Origin of the sequence: Enterococcus sp. AZ163 (assembly GCF_050498925.1) — a bacterium.
In the GTDB taxonomy this organism is placed as follows: domain Bacteria; phylum Bacillota; class Bacilli; order Lactobacillales; family Enterococcaceae; genus Enterococcus_A; species Enterococcus_A ferrettii.
Map to the genome: position 1 here is coordinate 1,249,535 of NZ_JBIPAO010000001.1, position 21,865 is coordinate 1,271,399.

The 21,865-nt window shown below is 38.1% G+C and carries 18 protein-coding genes; 11 read left to right on the forward strand and 7 right to left on the reverse strand.

Features of this window, described 5'->3' with window-relative positions; all coding sequences use genetic code 11:
- Positions 1 to 98 precede the first annotated feature (98 nt).
- The 4 genes from IGI46_RS06080 to IGI46_RS06095 all read left to right on the forward strand — a co-directional run bounded on the left by IGI46_RS06080 (position 99) and on the right by IGI46_RS06095 (position 6,388).
- Entirely contained in the window at positions 99 to 1,040 is a 942-nt protein-coding gene (locus tag IGI46_RS06080) for an NADP-dependent oxidoreductase (RefSeq protein WP_429962466.1), read from the forward strand.
- 1 nt (position 1,041) lies between these two features.
- Positions 1,042 to 1,365 (forward strand): hypothetical protein, encoded by a 324-nt coding sequence (locus IGI46_RS06085; RefSeq protein WP_207703895.1) that lies wholly within the window; start codon positions 1,042 to 1,044, stop codon positions 1,363 to 1,365.
- A gap of 159 nt (positions 1,366 to 1,524) precedes the next feature.
- Positions 1,525 to 4,260, forward strand: a complete 2,736-nt coding sequence (locus IGI46_RS06090; protein WP_429962467.1) for a YhgE/Pip family protein — start codon at positions 1,525 to 1,527, stop codon at positions 4,258 to 4,260.
- Between the two features lie 304 nt (positions 4,261 to 4,564).
- Positions 4,565 to 6,388, forward strand: a complete 1,824-nt coding sequence (locus IGI46_RS06095) for an amino acid permease (RefSeq protein ID WP_429962468.1) — start codon at positions 4,565 to 4,567, stop codon at positions 6,386 to 6,388.
- 110 nt (positions 6,389 to 6,498) lie between these two features.
- On the opposite strand, the gene IGI46_RS06100 is transcribed toward IGI46_RS06095, so the two are convergent.
- The 5 genes from IGI46_RS06100 to IGI46_RS06120 all read right to left on the reverse strand — a co-directional run bounded on the left by IGI46_RS06100 (position 6,499) and on the right by IGI46_RS06120 (position 11,054).
- Positions 6,499 to 7,161 carry an ABC transporter permease gene (locus IGI46_RS06100; RefSeq protein WP_429962469.1) on the reverse strand — a complete coding sequence of 221 codons (663 nt, stop codon included), beginning with the start codon at positions 7,159 to 7,161 and terminating at the stop codon, positions 6,499 to 6,501.
- A 5-nt stretch (positions 7,162 to 7,166) separates the two neighbouring features.
- Positions 7,167 to 8,081: a glycine betaine ABC transporter substrate-binding protein gene (locus tag IGI46_RS06105; protein WP_207703899.1), complete on the reverse strand. Its 915-nt coding sequence runs from the start codon at positions 8,079 to 8,081 to the stop codon at positions 7,167 to 7,169.
- Between the two features lie 3 nt (positions 8,082 to 8,084).
- Positions 8,085 to 8,720: an ABC transporter permease gene (locus IGI46_RS06110; RefSeq protein WP_207703900.1), complete on the reverse strand. Its 636-nt coding sequence runs from the start codon at positions 8,718 to 8,720 to the stop codon at positions 8,085 to 8,087.
- Between the two features lie 2 nt (positions 8,721 to 8,722).
- Positions 8,723 to 9,901 carry a betaine/proline/choline family ABC transporter ATP-binding protein gene (locus tag IGI46_RS06115; protein WP_207703901.1) on the reverse strand — a complete coding sequence of 393 codons (1,179 nt, stop codon included), beginning with the start codon at positions 9,899 to 9,901 and terminating at the stop codon, positions 8,723 to 8,725.
- 265 nt (positions 9,902 to 10,166) lie between these two features.
- On the reverse strand, positions 10,167 to 11,054 hold the full coding sequence (locus IGI46_RS06120; RefSeq protein WP_429962470.1) for a VOC family protein: 888 nt from the start codon (positions 11,052 to 11,054) through the stop codon (positions 10,167 to 10,169).
- Between the two features lie 245 nt (positions 11,055 to 11,299).
- Between IGI46_RS06120 and queA the strand changes: the two genes are divergently transcribed.
- The 3 genes from queA (at position 11,300) to IGI46_RS06135 (ending at position 14,475) form a co-directional block, all read left to right on the forward strand.
- On the forward strand, positions 11,300 to 12,331 hold the full coding sequence (gene queA / locus IGI46_RS06125) for a tRNA preQ1(34) S-adenosylmethionine ribosyltransferase-isomerase QueA (RefSeq protein WP_429962471.1): 1,032 nt from the start codon (positions 11,300 to 11,302) through the stop codon (positions 12,329 to 12,331).
- 237 nt (positions 12,332 to 12,568) lie between these two features.
- On the forward strand, positions 12,569 to 13,603 hold the full coding sequence (locus tag IGI46_RS06130) for an LPXTG cell wall anchor domain-containing protein (RefSeq protein WP_429962472.1): 1,035 nt from the start codon (positions 12,569 to 12,571) through the stop codon (positions 13,601 to 13,603).
- Positions 13,604 to 14,322: 719 nt separating this feature from the next.
- Positions 14,323 to 14,475, forward strand: coding sequence for an LPXTG cell wall anchor domain-containing protein (locus IGI46_RS06135; RefSeq protein ID WP_429964931.1), 153 nt, complete (start codon positions 14,323 to 14,325; stop codon positions 14,473 to 14,475).
- Between the two features lie 78 nt (positions 14,476 to 14,553).
- On the opposite strand, the gene IGI46_RS06140 is transcribed toward IGI46_RS06135, so the two are convergent.
- Both IGI46_RS06140 and IGI46_RS06145 read right to left on the reverse strand, forming a co-directional pair.
- Positions 14,554 to 15,519 (reverse strand): aldo/keto reductase, encoded by a 966-nt coding sequence (locus tag IGI46_RS06140; protein ID WP_429973124.1) that lies wholly within the window; start codon positions 15,517 to 15,519, stop codon positions 14,554 to 14,556.
- Between the two features lie 312 nt (positions 15,520 to 15,831).
- A complete protein-coding gene (locus tag IGI46_RS06145) occupies positions 15,832 to 16,515 on the reverse strand; it encodes a Crp/Fnr family transcriptional regulator (RefSeq protein WP_429962474.1) in 684 nt (227 codons plus the stop codon).
- A 318-nt stretch (positions 16,516 to 16,833) separates the two neighbouring features.
- Here IGI46_RS06145 and IGI46_RS06150 point away from each other — a divergent pair, with 318 nt between their 5' ends.
- From IGI46_RS06150 to IGI46_RS06165, 4 genes are read left to right on the forward strand one after another with little or no spacing between them, the layout of a single operon-like run.
- Positions 16,834 to 17,790 (forward strand): L-lactate dehydrogenase, encoded by a 957-nt coding sequence (locus IGI46_RS06150; RefSeq protein ID WP_429962475.1) that lies wholly within the window; start codon positions 16,834 to 16,836, stop codon positions 17,788 to 17,790.
- Between the two features lie 19 nt (positions 17,791 to 17,809).
- Positions 17,810 to 20,065: a formate C-acetyltransferase gene (pflB, locus tag IGI46_RS06155; protein ID WP_429962476.1), complete on the forward strand. Its 2,256-nt coding sequence runs from the start codon at positions 17,810 to 17,812 to the stop codon at positions 20,063 to 20,065.
- Positions 20,066 to 20,125: 60 nt separating this feature from the next.
- A complete protein-coding gene (gene pflA, locus IGI46_RS06160; protein ID WP_429962477.1) occupies positions 20,126 to 20,881 on the forward strand; it encodes a pyruvate formate-lyase-activating protein in 756 nt (251 codons plus the stop codon).
- A gap of 16 nt (positions 20,882 to 20,897) precedes the next feature.
- Positions 20,898 to 21,740, forward strand: a complete 843-nt coding sequence (locus IGI46_RS06165; protein WP_429973947.1) for a formate/nitrite transporter family protein — start codon at positions 20,898 to 20,900, stop codon at positions 21,738 to 21,740.
- Positions 21,741 to 21,865 lie beyond the last annotated feature (125 nt).

Consider the following 21,865-nt stretch of genomic DNA (forward strand, 5'->3'; position numbering starts at 1 on the left):
TAGTTTCAAAGTTGTCCATTTTGTATTATTGTTAATATAGGTATGCGGCTAGGTTTCGTTTGAACCTAGCCGCTTTTTTAGTAGAAAGGATGAGAGAAATGAAACGCTTTGCGATGAAAGACTATGGTCCGGCCAGAGAAGTCTTGACCGAAATCGACGCCCTGCCAAGAGAAGTTGATGAAACCCATGTTCGAGTAAAAATTGTTGCTTTTGGTGTAAATCCTTATGACATTTCACTGCGCCAAGGCAAGATGAGCAGCTTTCGGTCACTAAAATTTCCTTACGTTTTAGGTAATGATGGTACTGGAATCGTAACAGAAGTAGGAACTCAGGTGAATCATTTAGCAGTTGGTGATAGAGTCATCGTACATGCAGTTGGCGGCACCTATGGTGAAGAACTTGTAATTCCTGGCAAAAAGGCAGCGAAGAAGTCACCAGCAATCAGTTGGGCTGAAGCTGCGGGTGCAGTTACTCCTTGGTTAACGACCTACAATTTAGTTACTCATTTATTAGGTGATAAAATCGGGGAAACCATTTTAGTTCAAGGTGCTTCTGGAGCGGTGGGCTCCTTGTTAGTCCGCTTATTGAAGTATCAAGGGAAAACAGTTTTTGCTACGGCCTCAAAGAAAAACGAAGAGATGGTACGAACATTCGGAGCTGATGAGTTTGCGGCTTATGATCAAGAAGATGTCGGTGAATTGTTTAAGAATCAGGCGGACACTGTAATTGACGCCACAAAAGGGAGCCGCACAGCTGAATCGGGCTTGAAAGCAATGAAACCGGCTGGTAATTATGTCGTTTTAAACGATCTGCCGCAAGATCAGTCAAAACCAGGAAATTATCTGCATTTTGCACCCTCAAAAGATTACTCAGACCTAGAAGCTTTAGAAGCTTTTAATCACTTATATGAAGAAGCAGACCTGCAGATTACAATTGCTAAGAAATATCCATTTACGCTGGAAAGTGTCATTGAAGCACATGAAGCACTGGAAGGTCATCCGACAGCTGGTAAATTCATTGTGGAGAGAGAGGAAGCATAAAATGGATCAAAAAAAATGGGAGAAGGTCTTAGCCAATTATACGGCAGAAAAAGAATTTATTAAGGATGGCTACTATCGAGTAAGACCAGTTGAAGAAGGCTATCAAATGGCTTATCTTGTGCCAGGGCTTTGTGGGGAAACGTTGATCCATCCAGAAATCACACTTGAAGTGATAAATGGAAAAGCCGTTCCTATTCGCTTAATGGATTTGGAGACTACACCAACTACGCGCTTGTCGGCGAAAGCTGGCGACCAAGAACAAATCGAAGCACAAGCAGAGATGCTACTGGAAAAATTTGTGGCAGCCAAAAATTTAGGACGTTAAACTTTTCTTTAGATTTGTTTTTTTGGAAAGGGATACAATTATGACAGATTGTCACAACTGTCGTAAAAGTTGATTTCACAGGGTTTAGATGATTGAAATCAGGCAAATTTCCATGCTAAAGTAAGTCAGTCGAAAAATAAAACTAGTGGGTGAAATCAAATGAAACTATTCCAATCAATTAAACATACTTTTCAATTATACGCCCTCGATTGGAAAAGAATTGCCAAAAATCCAATCGCAATCTTACTGATGATTGCTTTAATGATTATTCCATCGTTATATGCTTGGTTTAATATAAAAGCTTTGTGGGACCCCTATTCTAATACTGGGGAACTGCCTATTGCAGTGTACAGTGCAGATGCTGGTGCATCTTTTCAAGGCAAGGATATCGAGATTGGCGATCAAGTAATTGATAATTTACACAAAAATAAGCAGTTAGGCTGGCAATTTGTTGACTCTAAAGAGCAAGTTGTTGAAGGGGTAAAATCTGGTAAATATTATGCTGGGATTTACCTGCCTAAGGAGTTTTCCGCAGATCTGTTAAGTTTTACGTCTGGTGAAATCAAAAAACCAAAGATCGAGTACTATTTGAATCAAAAGATCAACGCGATTGCACCTAAAATCACAGACAAAGGTGCTAGCTCGATCCAACAAGAAATCACAGATGAGTTTATCAAAACAGCCAGTTCAACCCTGTTATCAGTATTTAATGAGATAGGCTACAATATTGATGAAAATCTTGTCAGCATCAATAAAGTTAAAGACCTCATTCTTAAAACCAACGACAATTTGGACGATATCGATCAATACACCCAAGAAATTGTCGCGGTCCAAGGTAAACTGCCAGAGCTTAAGCAAAAGCTGGCCCAAGCGAATCAAATGAAAAGCTATTTGCCGCAAATCGATGATCTAGGTCAAAAATTGGTTGCTCTGAATCAAAAATTTCCAGAGCTAAAGCAGCAGGCCAGTGTCATTTTAACCTTGCAGCAAAAAATTCCAGAGATTCAACAAGCCGGGCAGCAATTGGCAACGGTGGATTCTGATTTTGCTTCGATCCAACAAACTTTAACAGATGGAATCAATGAAGCAAAACAAGGACTGCAAATCATTCAACAGGTGCAACAAATTTTACCTGATGTACAAAAGCTAGGTAATCAGGCCGATGATTTAGCCGCCACTACCAAAAATGGAGCGGAACAATTGAAGGGGGCTGTACCAAGTATTGCCAGCAGTGCCAGCGCGACTTTGAGTTCGATTGGACAAGTGGCAACCGCAACTGATTCGTTGGTAGCCAACCTTCAAGAGCTGCTGAATAAAGAACAATTGACACCGGATGAAAAGCAGCACATTGCTTCGTTGATTCAAGATTTTCAAACGAATATTACGAGCCAACAAAATGCAATTGATAATTTAGTCGGCTTTTTAAACCAACTAAAGGACTACGCTGATAAAAATAATTTGCCTGATGCCAGCCAAGCGTTAGCAACTATGATCACTCAATTAGGAGATGTAAAAAATAGTTTGGGGGATTTGAGTAATCGTCTAGGTAATTTGAACAATCTAGTACAAAATGGTTCACCAGCTCAAGCAATTGCTTATCTAGATCAGATTAGGCAGGTCTCAACCAATATCGCTAACCTAGTTGGGCAAATTGATGTAAGTCAAGCTTCCAAAACCATTACAGATGTCTTAGACAAAGTAATCAGCACAATCACAACTGCTCAGGGAGTATTGAATCAAGCACAGCAAATTGATTTTGTTTCTTTGTTAAACAATACGCAGCAGACAGTTGCCAACGCAATTCCAATTTTAGAAAAGTATCAACAACAAATGCCGGCGATTGGTCAAGAAGTTCATGATGCCAATATTTTATTAAATGGTCACATGGATACAATTGTGAATGGGATTAACACAGGTGCTAGCTTGTACAACAATGAACTGCCGGTAGTTGAGCAGCGTTTGAATCAGGCTGCAAACTTTATGCAAAATGATTGGCCTGGTGTCAAAAATGATATTAATCAAGGACTAAACATTGTCAATGAGAAGATGCCTGCGGTGGAATCGGCGTTGACTATGGCTACTGACCTGATCCAAAATGATTGGCCATCTATTCGCAGTGGGATTCAAAAGGCGGCAGCAGCAATTAACCAAGGAGATCAAACAATTGATTTTGGCGAAGTTATCAAGCTGTTGAAGCTGGATGCGCAAAAGGAAAGTAATTTCTTTGCTGAACCAGTGGATTTGCAGACGAATACGATGTATCCAATTGCCAACAATGGCTCGGCCAGTGCACCATTTTATACGGCCCTCTGTTTATGGGTAGGAGCAGTTTTATTCTCCAGTGTAACTACCACTGACTTTTACTTGGACAAAAAGGATCGCGGCAAATATACAAAACGTGAACAATTTAGTGCTCGTTTGTTAACTTATATGACTATGGGAATTGCCCAAGCCTTGGTAGTTAGTTTAGGGAACTACTTCTTGTTGGGAGTTTACGTGAAAAATCCAGCCTGGAGTGTGTTATTTGCTCTATTAGTCGTAATTGCCTTTACTATGATGGTTTATGTCCTAGTTGCCTTGTTTGGTACAGTGGGCAAGGGGATCGCGATTATCATACTAGTGCTGTCCATCTCTGGTGGCGGCGGAAATTACCCAATTCAAGTATCCGGTAAATTTTTCCAAGCAGTCAATCCGTGGCTGCCCTTCACCCATGCAGTAAATCTGCTGAGGGAAAGTGCTGGCGGAATTTATTGGCCAAATGCTCGGATGGATATAGTAATCATGATATTTATCATTATCTTATTTGGAGTGGTTGGAACATGGGCGTATCCAATTCTACAACCAAAAATGGCGAAGTTGACCAAGATTTCTCATGAAAGTAAAATCTTCCATTAAGCGAAAGCAGGCAGTCATCCTAGTGTTGATTGTCTGCTTTTTTGCTAAGCTGTCTTTTAGCATAATTTAATCAAAACTAATATTGACTTTTAGTAAAAAGGCGAGTAGTATGGCGATTGCTTGTAGTTATTTAGCTGAAAGAAAATAGCTCGGAATAACCAGGGGTGATTGGTTTCTCGCTAAAGAAAGTACACAGCTAAGCAGGAGAATGGGCAAGTCTGAAGAATGAAGCTAAACTAAAAAAAAGAAGCTTCTATCTATATAGAAAAATTAAATTATTGGTTAAAATAAGGGGTTGAACAAAGTGAATTATTTGAAACGGCTGCTGGTAGGAAAGCCTTTGAAGTCATCTGAAAATGATGATCAAAGTTTAACAAGATTTGCAGCCTTGGCGATGCTGTCATCTGATGCCCTATCATCTGTGGCGTACGGAACGGAACAGATTGTCGTTGTGCTAGTAACATTGTCCACTGCGGCGATTTGGTATTCCTTGCCAATTGCGGCAGTTGTGTTGGTCTTGCTGACGTCGCTGATTCTTTCTTATCGCCAAATTATCCACGCCTATCCTCATGGTGGAGGGGCCTATGTTGTCAGCAGCGAAAATCTTGGAAAAAGTGCCGGACTGATTTCTGGTGGTTCACTTTTAGTGGATTATATGTTGACGGTCGCAGTATCGGTATCAGCAGGAGCAGAGGCGATCGCATCTGCTATCCCAGCCTTGTATCATCATCGGGTACTGATCGCTGTGGTAATTGTTTTGCTGCTAATGTTAATGAATTTGCGGGGACTTAGAGAATCCGCTGGCTTTTTGATGCTTCCGGTGTATTCATTTATTGCTATTATGACTGTTTTAATTATTGTCGGATTATTCAAAATAGTAACTGGAATGGTACCTATAAACGCAACAGCGCAACCAGGATCATTCGTACCAGGCATTAGCATAGCTTTGCTGTTGCGGGCGTTCTCATCAGGATCTTCTTCACTGACTGGGGTTGAAGCCATTAGTAATGCGGTGCCTTTCTTTAAGAAACCGCGAGCAAAGAATGCTGCTGGAACCTTAGCAATGATGGGAATCATCTTGGCCTTCTTCTTTACAGGGATTACTTTCTTGAACTATTGGTATGGAATTATACCTTCTGAACAAGTAACGGTGCTGTCTCAAGTAGGAGAATCGGTTTTTGGTAAAGGGATTATGTACTATATTATGCAATTTGCTACTGCCTTGATTCTAGCAGTTGCTGCTAATACTGGGTTTTCAGCTTTTCCAGTTCTGGCTTATAATTTGGCTAAAGATAAATACTTGCCTCACCGATATCAAGACCGTGGAGACCGTCTAGGGTATTCTAATGGGATCATTACGCTAGCGTTGGGTTCAATTGCTTTGCTGATGATTTTCCAAGGATCCACAGAGCGATTGATTCCTTTGTATTCAGTTGGTGTATTTATTCCTTTTACGCTATCACAAACGGGAATGGTCAAGAAATGGTACAGTGAAGGCGGTCAATGGTTGAAAAAATCAATTGCCAATATTATTGGTGCACTGATTTCCTTCTCAATTGTAGTCATTCTGTTCATTTACCGATTAAATGATATTTGGCCATTCTTTATTATCATGCCAATATTGATTTATGTTTTCTATAGAATTCATAAACATTATCAAAATGTAGCTGAACAATTACGGTTGGCTGATGAGGTAAAGTTGCACGAATACGAGGGGAACACAGTGATCGTATTGGTGGGAAATGTAACCCAGGTAAATATCGGAGCAATTAATTATGCTCGTTCAATTGGTGATTACATCATTGCGATGCATGTTTCCTTAGATGAAAATTCTGAAAAGGAAAAAGAAATCCAGAAGGAATTTAAGGAGAAGTTTCCTGAAATTCGTTTTTCTGTGGTACGTTCGCCTTATCGTTCAATTATTAATCCGGTAACTCGTTATGTTGATCGGGTAAGTAAAAAATCTAAAAAATACAACTATACAACAACGGTTTTAATTCCGGAATTTGTGCCTAATAAAGCTTGGAAGCTTTCGCTGCACAATCAAACAGCTTTACGTTTACGACTGAGGTTGTCTTACCGGGATGATATTATTATCAGTACCTACAACTATCATTTGAAGAAATAAAAAAAACAGAGACAGTTTAAACTGTTTCTGTTTTTTTATTTCTAGCTTCACAAGCTAACCTTATCGATTGTTGATTTAAAACTAAACGTTTCTAATGAAGCTTTTCTTACTTATTTACTTGTTTTAGTTGCTGGATCTAAGCGACGTTCTACTAGTCCTAACAACCAATCAGTAATGATAGCCATTAATGCGGTTGGTAGAGCACCAGCTAAAATAATCGCAGTACCATCAGTAGCATTTGTTCCGCGGATGATGATATCACCTAAACCGCCAGCCCCTACGAAAGCACCGATTGCCGTAATTCCAATGGCAACAACTAAAGCATTCCGAATCCCGGCCATAATTACCGAAACTGACAAAGGCAATTCAATCATGTATAAGCGCTGAAATGAAGTCATTCCCATCCCTTTACCTACATCCAGTGCATTTCGATCGACTTGGCGCATACCAGTATACGTATTTTTAATAATCGGCAGCAACGAATAAAGAAAGACGGTCAAGATAACCACATTCGCGCCTAAGCCTAAGCCCAACATCAGAATTGAGATCATTGCCAATGAAGGTATTGTTTGGATGATATTAGCAATCCGAATAACCCAGTTCGCCAATTTATAATGCTTAGAAATAAAGATACCGACCGGAATGCCTACAACAGCGGCGAAAAGTACGCCATAAATTGAAATCAAGAAGTGGCGATAGAATTGTGAGAAGACATAACCGCCATTCACTTGAAAATACTCAAAGAATTGTTGAAAAGTATTCATGTTTTCCATTACGCTCACTTCCCTTCAAAGTAATTGTGCTCTTCTAAGAATTCCTTGGCTACCACAGAAGGTTCCACTAAGTCATTATCAGCACGAAAGTTCAATTTTTGCATCTGTTCAGTATCAATGGTTCCTGCTAAGCGATCCAATGCATCACGAATTTCAGGATTTTTGGTTAAGACTGCATCTGTTGCTACAGCAGCTGCATCATAAGGTGGGAAGAACTGCAGATCATCTTCCAGCATGACAAGGTCGTAACTAGCAATCCGACCATCTGTTGAGTAGCCTAGAACAATATCCATTCTTCCTGCATCAACGGCATCATAAACCAAACCGATTTGCATTGGCAAAATAGAAGAAAATTCAAATCCATAGGTTTGTTTAAAGCCATCGTAGCCATCGCCTTCACGAGTAATCCAAGCAGTATCCACACCCGCGGTTAGTTCGCCAGCAACATTTTTTAAATCGCTGACTTTTTTCAAATTGTATTTTTCAGCTGTATCCTTGCGTACTAAGAAAACGTACGTATTGTCAAAGCCATATGAAGGGAACCAAGTTTGATGGTAACGCTTCTCGAATTCTTTGCTAACCAGATCGAAGGCTTTCTTCGGATCTTTTTCAGCAGGCAATCCAAGGGTAGTAGTTACGTCGGTTCCGGTATAGCGTGCAGCTGAAATGGATGCATTATTGTTGATCATAGCTTGGTGATTGATAGTAGTAGTTGCCAAGTTATTAATGACTGTTGTATCTAAATCAGTATAGTGTTCAACCATTCCTGCTACAATGCTGCCTAAAATTTGAGCCTCTGAGGTTACTCCGCCAGTAATCCCGACAGTATCTTCGTTGTCATTGGAGGACAAGCCAGGGAACGAACAGCTGCTTAGAAAAAGTAATGCGAGTCCTAGAATCAGTAATTTTGCTTTCTTCACAGACTACTCCTCCTTCCGTAGTGCAGCTGGGGTCATTTTGTCTTCCAATAAACCCAGCAAGAAATCTGACAGTAAAGCGATGATAATAACTGGAATGGTTCCAGCAAAGATCAATGGCGGTTGAAAGTTGTTCAACCCACTAAAGATCAAATCACCTAATCCGCCTGCTCCAATATAAGAAGCTAAGGTTGCCCAAGCCACTACATACACGGCAGCTAAGCGGATTCCCGCCATAATAGTTGGCGTTGCAATCGGCAGCTCAACTGAAACAATTGACTGCAGGTTAGTCATGCCCATTCCTTTGGCTACATCGCGGTAATTGCTGTCAACATTTTTCATACCAATATACGTATTACGTAAAATCGGCAATAAAGAGTAGATGAACAAAGCAATAATTGCAGGTATTTTTCCGACGCCGAAAAAAGGAATCATTAAGGCTAATAAAGCTAAAGAAGGAACGGTTTGCAGCACGCTTGCAATGCCGATAATTACGTTAGCTATCTTGGGCAGGCGGGTCAATAGAATGCCTAAAGGTACTGCAAACAAAATACCTAAAATCAGCGCAAAAGCAGAAATATAAATATGCTCGGCACTTTTTGTAAGGATTTGTCCGCCGTATTCATTGATGAATTGTTGCATGCTTACGCCTCCTCATTCGTAGCGGTAATTGGTCCAGCAGCACTAATAACAGCATCTTCCTCGCCCCATAGTGCATCATAAACAATATCTACTAAGGAAACGCGAGTTAAGATGCCAACTAAATGATTCTGATCATCAACTACCGGTACGTATTTCACACCGCGTTTTAGAATACGCTGAAGACTGTCACGCAGTAAAGCAGATTCCTTAACGTAAAAAACTTTTGTATTAATAATATCACCAACACTGGTCGCTGTACCGCTCCGACGTGCTCGTTGAATAGTTTCTACATCAACAAAGCCTTTCAAGGTATTGCTGTCATCAACAACTAGTAAGGTATCTACTCGTTTTTCCCGCATTAGATGAACGGCACTTTGCAAGCCTTTTTCTGGGGTAATAGAAACGGCAGTATTCATCATAATTTCACCAACAGTTGTAGTGTCTGATTTTGCTTGCAGCAACCGATCTTCACCTAAGAGCTCTTCTACAAAGTCATTCGCTGGTTCTTGTAGAATCTTTTCTGGGGTATCAAATTGAATTACGTGACCACCATCCATGATTGCGATGCGATTGGCTAACTTTAATGCCTCGTCCATGTCATGAGTAACGAAGACGATTGTTTTGCCTAAACGTTCCTGAAGGTCTTTTACAAGATCCTGTAAAGAATCACGAGTAATTGGATCCAAGGCACCGAAGGGTTCATCCATTAAAATAATGTCTTGGTCAGCCGCTAAGGCACGAACAACACCGATCCGTTGTTGTTGACCACCAGAAAGTTCATGAGGATAACGATCCAGCATATCTCTGGGCAGCTCAACTAAATCAATCATTCGTTCCGCTGTTTTATCACGCTTTTCCTGATCTACCTTTAGTAATTTTTGTACGAGGGTTATATTTTCACGAATTGTCATATGAGGCATTAAACCGATGTTTTGAATGACATAGCCGATTTGGCGGCGTAACTCTACAGGATTAATTTGCTGAATATCCTCACCATCAATTTTGATCGTTCCTTCAGTTGGATCGATCATTCGATTAATCATCCGCATGGTTGTCGTTTTTCCACTGCCGCTGGTACCAATCAAACAAATAAACTCACCCTTATTGAAGGAAAGATTGACGTTTTCGACCGCCATTTTGTTACCGGGGTATATTTTTGAAACGTTATCAAATTCAATCATTTTTTCCACCTTTATATCCTTTCAATCATTTCTGATACTTCTAGTATGCTATAAATAAGAGAGAAAGACAAATGCGACGGTTTTAACACTCTTTGAAATAGCGGGATATTAGTGTTTTATCAAATGATTAAATAACGACTGGTTGTGATTTAAAGCATGCGCTTAAATTATAATCAGTAGTGCGAGACTTAAAGAAAAAGCAAAAATGGTCAAAAAAATAAAAAAACAATCCTTCAGTCTTAAACGAAGGATTGAAGAATGATTATTAATTTTCAGGGTAAAGTTGATTTTCAATCTCAGCTCGCTGGTTTTCTAGAAAAGGGGGTAAAGCAAATGATTCACCCAAATGAGCTAGTTCTTCATCAATTGTGAAACCAGGACCCATTGTAGCAAACTCTACTCGAATTCCCCCAGGCTCGCGTATATACAAACTTTTGAAATAGCCACGGGAAACGATTTTTTCTACAGTCCATTGCTGCTCTTTAGCCTTTTTATATAAGAGTTTCAACGCTTTTTCATCTTTGACTGCAAAAGCAACATGGTCAATGCTGCCACGTCCCATCCGGGTTATATTTGTGGTATCTGAAGCAGATATCTTTATGAATTCCTGAGAGCTCAATTGAATCACACCATTTTCAGTTTGCCAATCTAGTAATATACGGAAGAAGTCACTTGTCTTTGCTGGATCCGGGACATGGAAATGAATCGAACGTAGACCTAATAGCTGCTTATCACCAGGAACCTCAGCAGCAATTTGGTGGTTCTTACTCAATGGTGGTTGATCAGTCTCAGTAAAAATAAGTATAACGTCATCGGGATCAGTGAAAAATAATTGATTTTCTTTTTCAGTATAGGAAATATGCTTCTTTTTTAACCGATCCTTCCAATAGGAAAAACTTCCAGCAGGCAAGTTCCATTCAATTTCAGCTAAATAATGGTCATTTTCATAGCGATTTCCTAATTTTGGTACAACAAAAAAAGTAATTACTGAGCCAGGAGCTCCTTGGAAATCACCATAATAATAATGAAGCATCCGATGATTGTCTTGATTGACAGTGTTTTTCACGAAACGCAGTCCTAATAGTTCTGTATAGAAGGCAACATTTTCTTCTCGATGACGAGTTAATAATGAGACGTGATGGTAATAGGTCATGATAATTTCTCCTTTCCTGTGAGGAAATTTTATATAAGTGAGTCTATCATTAAAAAAATAGTTAGATATTTGCTCTTACTAAAAGTAAGTTTAACTCAACTCCAATAAGTTGTAAAAGAGTCTGCTTTCCATTCCAGTCTGAGCATGTTAGAATAGCCGAGGAATACCGTCACTAGACTACATGAAAATAAACGAGTGAGTGAACGGAGAAGATATCTACTTTAATAGAAAAAAGGAAGAAAACTATGTTAACTACAGAAGATTTTGACTTTGATTTACCAGAGGAATTGATAGCTCAAACCCCTTTGACCAAACGAGATAGCTCACGTTTGCTGATTTTAGATCGTCAAACTGGTGAAGTTGAAGATAAGCACTTCCATGACATTATTGATGAATTAGAATCAGGGGATGCGCTGGTAATGAATGATACTCGGGTTCTGCCGGCTCGCTTGTACGGTGAGAAGCCGGAAACCGGAGGACATTTGGAAGTTCTTCTATTAAATAATACTCAAGGAGATCAATGGGAAACGTTGATTAAGCCAGCTCGCCGTGCCAAGGTTGGAACAAAAATTATTTTTGGTGACGGTCGTTTGCGAGCTGAGGTAAAAGAAGAATTGGAACATGGAGGCCGTATTGTTGAGTTTCAATATGAAGGGATTTTTCTGGAAAATCTGGAATCACTAGGGGAAATGCCACTTCCGCCTTATATCAAGGAACGACTAGAAGATCCAAATCGCTACCAAACGGTTTATGCCAAAGAGAACGGATCAGCTGCAGCACCTACAGCTGGACTACATTTTACACCAGAATTGTTACAAGCAATTCAAGCAAAAGGTGTGAAGCTTGTCTACTTAACTCTGCATGTAGGTCTGGGCACTTTCCGACCAGTTAGTGTTGATAATATTGCTGAGCACGAAATGCATAGTGAGTTTTATCGCCTAACTCAAGAAGCAGCGGATCAATTGAATGCAGTTCGTGAAGCAGGCGGTAAGATTGTAGCAGTAGGAACAACGTCAATTCGCACCTTGGAAACAATCGGTACCAAATTTAAGGGAGAAATTAAAGCTGACAGTGGTTGGACCGATATTTTCATAACACCGGGTTATGAGTTTAAAGTTGTTCAAGCGTTCTCAACCAATTTCCATTTGCCAAAATCGACCTTGGTGATGCTGGTAAGTGCCTTTGCTGGTCGAGAAAATACCTTGGTAGCTTATCAGCATGCTATCGACAAACGTTATCGCTTCTTTAGTTTTGGAGATGCCATGTTCGTTCACTAGAATAGCAATTCACAGCATAGCAGCTAAGAAAAGCTTTTAATTTAGCAATTTATAAGGAATTCTTCTAATAGTAAGTACAAAATACTTGTGTTAGATAGTTATTCCTTGTGAATTGCTTTTTTGTTTTAAAGAATGGGATTATTCAAAATACTCAAACATTCGCTAAAAAAACAATAATATAACCTTTGTTATGTATTTTATTCTATTCTCATAAAGAAGATGAGAAGAGGGATTGGTTTGAAACTAACACAACTGCTTGTGACAACTTTATTATTTTTAGCAATACCTGGTTATTATGCTATTGAAGTGAATGGTGACTCTGTAAAGGAAATACCTATTGTTGCAAGCCAAGCGAAGTGGGCAAATGTGAACAATATTCATTTTACAGATAATTTTTCTTTGTTTAATTCAGGCGTGGCTCAATTACCTTTAGGAAAGCCGATCGAAGTAAATGCTACAATTCATTTTTCAGGAGATCTAGAGGCTATCAAACAGGCACAGGTGATGTTTGAAAATGTAGGGCAAGGAATTCAAATTGATTACGACCAAGTTATTCAGCTTGATGATCATCAAAAACAGGCACACTTTAAATTCTTTATTACCTTAAAAGAACCTATACCTACAGGGAAAACACGTTTGTTTACGGTAAAGGTATTGGATAGTAATTCTGAAGATAACAAGTATTTGACGTCATATAGTCAAAGACAGACGGTTATCCAAGGGCAAAATACAGGAACACCGGATAGTCCCCCTCCTACTTTTCAAGAACCAAGTACAGAGCCCAGTACGGAACCAAGTACAGAGCCCAGCACGGAACCAAGTACAGAGCCCAGCACGGAACCGAGTACAGAGCCCAGCACGGAACCAAGTACAGAGCCCAGCACGGAACCGAGTACAGAGCCCAGCACGGAACCGAGTACAGAGCCTAGCACGGAACCAAGTACAGAGCCCAGCACGGAACCAAGTACAGAGCCCAGTACGGAACCAAGTACAGAGCCCAGCACGGAACCAAGTACAAAACCCAATACAGATACAACTACTCTAGTAGAAAGCAAAGACATAACGAGGCGTAATAACAGAATTAGCGATACTTCCTCAAATTATGGAAGTAACTTATTAGAAAGCCGTCCTGTTACTAAGTCAAAAGGAAATACTAGTTCTTCTTATGAATTTTTGCCAAGGACTGGAGAAACTAAGAGTAATTTATTGGCGATTCTAGGTGGGTTAATCAGTTTGCTGGGAGGATTATTTCTTTTAAGACACAAAAAATAAGACTAATTCATTTGCTAATTTTCAAAGCCTTTTGGTGGACTAAAAGAGTACGGGTAGTCACGCCCATACTCTTTCTTTGTCTTTAAAATGACTAAAACTACTCAATGAACTTAATATATATCAATTGTATTTAGTCACGAATCCTTTTTTAATAATGATTCAAAGCTAATTAAGAAGGAAAGATAACTAACTATTCTCGAAGAAAAAATATTTAGAAAAGATTCAGAGTTAAGTAATAGATTTCTTAAATTTTTACAGGTTATCCTATCTATGTTCAAAGTATAGTGATGAGGGAAGAATGAAATAAGTCTCCTTTTATCACTATTCAAGATAGCAAACTTGCACCTTCTCTTTTCAAAATGCGTACATATTTTTAATCAGCTGCATTCCACTGCTGATGAAGTAACGAGCGGCTAGATTTGTCACTTTTCAAATTCGGGCATTCTACTGAGAACGCTTCAAAATCGTTTGATAACACCCATTTTAAGTATTAACTTTTATCAGCTGATTTATAAAGTACATCAGATAAAACTATAGAATAAGCCTCTATTTTTCGACCTGATAACTCCTTTGTTTAAAGGTAGTGAAGTTGTTAGTGTCATCATCTTTTTCATATTGAACTAACTGTACTTTGGGGTTATATTCTGTGTGGTGCGCATTCTTAACATCTTTAATAGATCAGATCAAGTCAAGTATCTGTGAAGAATGAAGATTCAAAGGTGTCAGGAAACAATCCATTGAAGCCGTCTTCAAATAAAAAATTACCTAGCACGGGTGAAAAAAAGATAATTTGTGTGTATCTAGGACTCATGCTCGTGAGTGCACTCGTATTGTACTATCTTTATAGAAGAAAGAGTTTAACGAGAAAGTAAAAAACTTATGATTGCTGGATAGAAAATCACTAAATAAGGAGCAGCCTTTTAAAAATAGAAGCTGCTCCTTATTGAATGTTAAAAGTGGGTTTCGTCAACCTCAATCTTAGCAAGAGCTTCATTGATTTCATTAAGCTCAGTTTGAGTAAGAACGATATCTGCACCACCAAGATTTTCTTCGAGTCGATGAAGCTTCGTTGTACCAGGTATTGGAATGATGAATGGTTTTTGGGCTAGTTCCCAAGCGAAGACGATTTGTGCGGATGTGGCATTTTTTCGTTTTGCCACATTTGCAATGACATCAAGTAGGGCTTGGTTACGGTCTAATACTTCTGGCTTAAAGCGACCCATAAAGTTTCTGAAGTCTCCTTCAGGGAACTCCGTATCTTTAGTAATATTTCCACTCAGAAAACCATTTCCTAATGGACTATAAGCCACGAAGGACATGCCAAACCCTTCGCACAAAGCAAATAACTCCTCTTCAGGTTCTCTCCATACCATAGAGTATTGATTTTCAATGGCTGAAACTGGGCAAACAGCATGAGCACGTTTGATATAATCGATTGGGGCGTTTGATAATCCCCATGCTTTGATTTTTCCTTCTGCGATCAGTTCTTTCATTGTTACTGCTACAGTTTCTGGCTCAACGTGGGGATCTACCCGGTGTTGATAATACAGATCAATGACATCCGTTCTTAGTCTTTTCAGAGATCCTTTTAATTGTTCCCGGATTGACTCAGGCTGACTGTTTAAAATATTTTGTGGCTTTCCATCTACGATTTCTTGACCAGTGATACCAAACTTTGTTGCTAACACAACCTGGTCACGAATCGGTTCAAATGCTTCACCTAATAGTTCTTCATTTGCTTCACCATAGACTACAGCTGTATCAAAAAAATTACAGCCAAGTTCAACGGCTTTACGCAAAAGTTCAATCATCTCACTACGATCAGCTTGAGGACCATAAGCATGATCCATCCCCATTGTTCCTAAACCAAGCGCAGAAATCTCAATAGTTGTTTTACCTAATCGTCTCATTTTCATAAATGCTCACTCCATTCGATAGTTAATATAGATCTATCTTAAACTATGGAGTTAGCTCAAGAGCAAGAGGTTTACCTAACCTTTTTGGCCAAATTTTTAACAGCACTTAAGCGGCTAGTGTTTCTAAAGGAGATACTTTTAATTTATAAGAGACAATATAAACAGGGAAAAATTTGCTATATCCCTTGCCTGTGAGTTAACTCCATAGTTTATCCTGTCTGTACAAAGTAGACGAAAGGAGCAGAAATAAAATGAAGCCTTTTTTCAATCAATTGTTGTGTTTAATAGGATCAGTCGTCACTTGCAGAAAATCTAAAAATTGATATTAATACTCCCACCCATATTTTTCAGCCGTTCCAAACTACAGATCAATATTTTATTTGAACTAACTTCTATCACTTTTTCATCTTTTAATTGTCTCAAAATACGATTAAAGCTGCTTGCATTATGAATACCACAAAATTTTCCTAATTCTTCATTTGATAATTCAAGATCAATTAGACGTCCGTTCACTGAATCCTTTCCAAATAAATTTTGTAATTCATAAAGCAAATTACATACTGCACTTAGCTTTCCGTTACTTGTTAAAGCACATGTTTTCCGTATTTGAATGTTCAAATTTTTTCGATAATAAAGTCGAACATATTCGTTTAAAAGAACGTCAGAGCGAACATCTTGCCAGAAACTTAAGCGATCCAATAAAAAAATTTCAGCAGATTCGCTGAGAGAACAAATGGTAAAGGGCATGGAAACAATGGAAGTGGTTTCATCCTCTAAAAGAGTAACAATTTCACCAGGAGCTACTAATTTTATATTAAATTCCTTTCCATCTTTTAAAAAAGTACTTAGTTTTAGAACGCCCCGATGTAAAACATAAATAGAAGAAGTTCTATGTTCTTCAAAAGCAATGTACTCGTGTTTACAAGCGGTGATACTTTTTTCCTTTTTTTTATCGACGTATGAAGAAAAATAGTTAGTTAACATTTGCTTAGACATAAGTAAATTCACTCCTAAACTCGTACTAGGTGAAACAACCATACCATTATAGAGAGCGCTTTCTCAATAACAAATGTCAATGTTACAAAAAAAATAAAGTTGTAAAATAAGAGGCTTGTCATCGATTGTGGTAATTTTTTAGAACTAAAGAGAGCTTAAAAGTCTCATCAATCTTCAGATTGTTATGAGGTATTTGAAAAAACTTTTTTATACGATGTGTCCCATTAACAAATGTTAATGCTGATAGAAAACTGAGAGGTGTACTATAACAGCAAGGAGAGCGCTTCCTATAAAAAATAAAAGAACAGGTGGGCATCTATGGCAGCAAATAAGAGAATTATTTTAATAGGTACGGGATCGGTAGGAGCAAGCTATGCTTTTTCAGTTGTTAACCAAAATATCTGTGATGAACTAGTGTTAATTGATTTAAATGAAGCCAAGGTCAATGCTGACGTAGCGGATATTCAAGATGGATTACCGAATTTCTCTACGAATGTTGATGTTTGGCGTGGAAGTTATTCGGATTGTAAGAATGCTGATATTGTTTGTATTTGTGCAGGAGTACCACAGAAAGTGGGACAGACGCGTCTTGACTTAATTAATACTAACATTAAAATTGCACAGAAGATTACAGAAGAAGTCATTCAATCAGGTTTTGAAGGTATATTCTTGATCGCTTCAAACCCCGTAGATATCATTTCTTATGCTGTTTGGAAATATTCTAATTTTCCAAAAAATCGTGTAATTGGATCAGGAACAACCTTAGATACAGCAAGGTTAAGGTACCAACTAAGCCGACGTTTAGACTTGGCACCACAAGATATTTTAGCCAATGTTTTTGGTGAACATGGTGACTCAGAATTTGTTCCGTGGTCAACTGTAAAAATTGCAGGTTTGAATTTATCTGATGTTAGAGAAAGACTTGAGATATCAAATGAAGAACTAGAAGGAATCTATAAGCGAACAAGAGATGCTGCTTATAAGATTATACAAGCTAAAGGAGCTACTTATTATGGTATTGCCATGGCTTTATCAAGAATTAGTAAAGCGATTCTAAAGGATGAGCATGCAGTTTTGACGACTTCCACATTGTTAGAAGGTGAATATGGTCAGGAGGATGTCTTTGCAGGTGTTCCATGTGTGATTGGACGAAAAGGCGTACTGGAGACGATTACGCCGAATTTAACACCAGATGAGTTAAATCAATTTGCTCACTCTGCTGAGGTATTACGTCAAAACAATCCTTTATTCGTAGCGCCTCAAAAAATACTATGAAAGAAGTTGACCAAGAGAAATGGATAACAATATAGCATGGCATGGATTTCAAGGAGATAGCTGGAAAAATGAAATCAACACGAGAGATTTTATTCAATCAAATTATACTCCTTATGAAGGGAGAGCTGAATTTTTAACTAATCCTACAGAATCCACAAACCAATTATGGAGTAAGCTGCAAGAATTGCAAAAGAAAGAACGTGCAAATGGTGGAGTCTTAGATATGGAGGTCGATGTTGTATCCGCTGCGGATGCATATGGACCAGGTTATATCTGCGAAGAGTTGAAGGAAAAAGAAAAAGTTGTAGGAATCCAAACCGATAAACCATTAAAAAGGGCTTTTATGCCTTATGGTGGTATTAATATGGCTGAAGAGTCTTTAAGGAGCTATGGTTATGAACCAAATATAAAATTAAATGAAATATTCACAAAATTCCATAAAACTCATAATCAAGGAGTTTTTGATGTCTATTCGTCAGAAATTCGTTCTGCTCGACGAAATAAAATTATCACCGGATTGCCTGACACGTATGGTCGTGGTCGAATTGTAGGAGACTATCGACGTGTAGCCTTATATGGTATTGATTATTTGATGGAACAGAAAGTTAAGGATTATGAGAATTGTGGTAACGGGCAGTTTACTGAAGATGATATACGTTTACGAGAAGAAATAACTAATCAATACAATGCTTTGAAGAGAATGAAAGAAATGGCTGTTATCTATGGTTACGATATTTCTCGTCCTGCGAAAAATGCTCATGAGGCTGTGCAATGGCTCTACTTTGGGTATCTTGCAGCTATTAAGGAACAAAATGGAGCTGCGATGTCAATTGGCAGAATTTCAGTATTTCTGGATATTTATATTCAACGTGATTTGGAAAAAGGTGTTTTGACTGAGGAAGAAGCTCAAGAATTGATTGACCACCTAGTAATGAAATTAAGAATGGTGAAATTTGCTCGAGTCCCTTCCTATAATGAACTTTTCTCAGGTGACCCCATCTGGGCGACATTAGTAATAGCAGGGATGGGAATCGATGGTCGAACATTGGTTACAAAAAGTGATTTTCGTTTCTTGCATACTCTTGAAAATATGGGACCTTCACCTGAGCCGAATTTAACAATCTTATATTCATCTCGTTTGCCAAAAGGGTTTAAAGAATATGCTGCTAAAATATCTATTGATACATCTTCTGTTCAATATGAGAATGACGATGTGATGCGTCCAATTTGGTTAGATGATTATGCAATTTGCTGTTGTGTTTCAGCAACACAAACAGGGAAAGAAATGCAGTTCTTTGGTGCCCGTGCGAATTTAGCAAAATGCTTACTATACGCGATTAATGGTGGTATTGATGAAAATACTAAAGCTCAGGTTGCGCCACCTTATCGTGGAATAGAAAGCGATGACATGCTGGATTACGAAGTAGTTGTTAAAAAATTCGATAGTATGATGGAATGGTTAGCTGGGATATACGTGAATACATTAAATTGTATTCATTATATGCATGATAAGTACTATTACGAAGCAGCAGAATTAGCTTTGATGGACACCAACGTAAAACGGACATTTGCAACAGGAATTGCTGGATTCTCTCATGTTGTTGACTCCTTAGCAGCAATAAAATACGGTGAAGTTTATCCAATCAGGGATGATGACGGATTAGTTGTTTCCTATAAAATAGAAGGGGATTTCCCGAGGTATGGCAATGATGATGATCGAGCGGACGAAATTGCGGTAGAGCTGTTGAAAACTTTTATGAGCAAAATTAAGCATTATAAAACTTATAGAGATTCGGAGCCGACTACGTCTATATTGACCATTACTTCAAATGTTGTTTATGGAAAAGCCACAGGAGATTTACCAGATGGACGTAAAGCGGGAGAACCTTTATCGCCAGGAGCAAATCCTTCTTATAGAGCGGAACAAAACGGCCTATTAGCCTCTTTGAACTCAGTAACTAAGCTACCGTATTCCTATGCACTTGATGGTATCTCTAATACGCAAAGTATTAATCCTGATGCACTAGGTCATAGTCAGGGAGAAAAAATTGAAAATCTTTCGAATGTTTTAGATGGATATTTTGATCAAGGAGCACATCATATAAACGTGAATGTTTTTGGAAAAGAAAAACTAATGGATGCTATGGAACATCCAGAAAAAGAAGAATACGCGAATTTTACTATTCGAGTATCAGGCTATGCGGTTAAATTTATAGACTTAACACGTGAACAACAACAAGATGTCATTAGCCGCACTTTCCACAAAAAAATGTAATGGTTAAGTGGGCGGATTTAACTTTCAATCCGTCCATTTTTTATTGGAGGGAATAATCTAATGAAAAAAACAGAAGCAACGGGGAGAGTACATTCAATAGAAAGTTTTGGAGCTGTTGATGGTCCAGGTGTTCGTTTTGTAGTTTTTATGCAAGGATGTCCAATGCGCTGTCAGTTTTGTCATAATCCTGATACTTGGAAAATAAATGATATCAATTCAATGAGTTATACATCAGATGATTTATTGGCCAAAGCATTGCAATACAAAAAATATTGGGGGGGAAATGGCGGAATCACCGTTAGTGGAGGAGAACCTTTAGTACAACTTGATTTCTTGCTAGAATTTTTCCAGAAAGCGAAATTAGCAGGAATTCACATTACTCTAGATACTTGTGGTCAACCCTTTACAAAAGCTGAACCTTTTTTTTCAAAATTCAAAAAAATATTGATGTACACAGATTTGATTTTATTAGACATTAAACATATAGATACAACTTGTCATAAAGAGTTGACTGGATTTCAAAATTACTCAATTTTAGAGTTAGCACGTTACCTATCCGAGGTGGATAAACCAGTATGGATACGTCATGTTCTAATTCCTAAAATTAATGATCAAGAGGCATATTTAAAAAGATTAAGCTTGTTTATCCAAGGGTTAAGCAATGTAAAACGTGTTGAGGTACTACCCTATCATACTATGGGAAAAGAAAAGTGGGAGAGATTGGGGCTTGAATATCCGTTAGTTGGGATAGAACCTCCTACTAATACTTGTTTAAAACGAGCTGAACAATTGTTACAAAGTAATAGCTATAGTTAAAAGAGAGGAATCTATGATGGATTGTGAAAGTAAGAAAACTACTTTTGAGAAAACCAGTGTTGTAACAGAGTTATCACCCATGATGCAGCAAATTCGAATAGGGATTGAAAAAAAGGATCACCTATTTAAAACTAGTTTTTGTCGTTATGCAGTGCGAGCTTGTTATGCATGCTTATTTTTATCACTTGGAACCACAATAGCATTTTCTGTTGCAATGAAGATGGAGTCCATTGTATCTAACAGTGGTAAATTTTTATATGCTTTTATGTTTAGTTGGTCGCTTGTAATGATTTTGTTTCTAAATGGAGAATTAGGAACGGCAAATATGCTCTATATGACTATCGCGGTTCATAGAAAAATATTGTCCTTTAAAACAGCTGTGACAATACTTTTCATTTGTATTTTCTTTAATTTGGTTGGGGCTATTGTATGTGCTTATTTATTATCGTATACAGGAACATTTGCACAGTTAGCAAGTCACAATTATTTCTTTGACAGTGTTCAAGCCAAATTATTGAAGCCATCAAGCCAAATACTTGTGGAAGGAATTTTTGCAAATATTGTAGTGAATATTGCAGTCTTGATGGGGCTGAGAATAAAAGAGGATACTGGAAAAATTTTAGTAATGATCTTCATCATTTATATATTTGCCTTTTTAGGATATGAACATGTTATTGCTAATTTTCCAACATTCTCACTTGCTCTATTTGTTTCTCACGGAACTTTAAACGATCTTGTTCCTTCCAATATTTTACGTAATATCTTTTTTGCGCTTTTGGGTAATTACATTGGTGGGGGATTAATAATGGGTTTTGGATATTCTTGGTTAAACAGTAATACTACTCAATATTTAGACTAGAAATCAGATTTGTAAGCGGCTAATGTTGCAACTCTTTTTATTGATGACGTCTTTTATACTAGTTCTTTCGAATACAAACCAGACCAGAATGGGAAACATTCGCCTATTTCTGTGAAATATGGAGC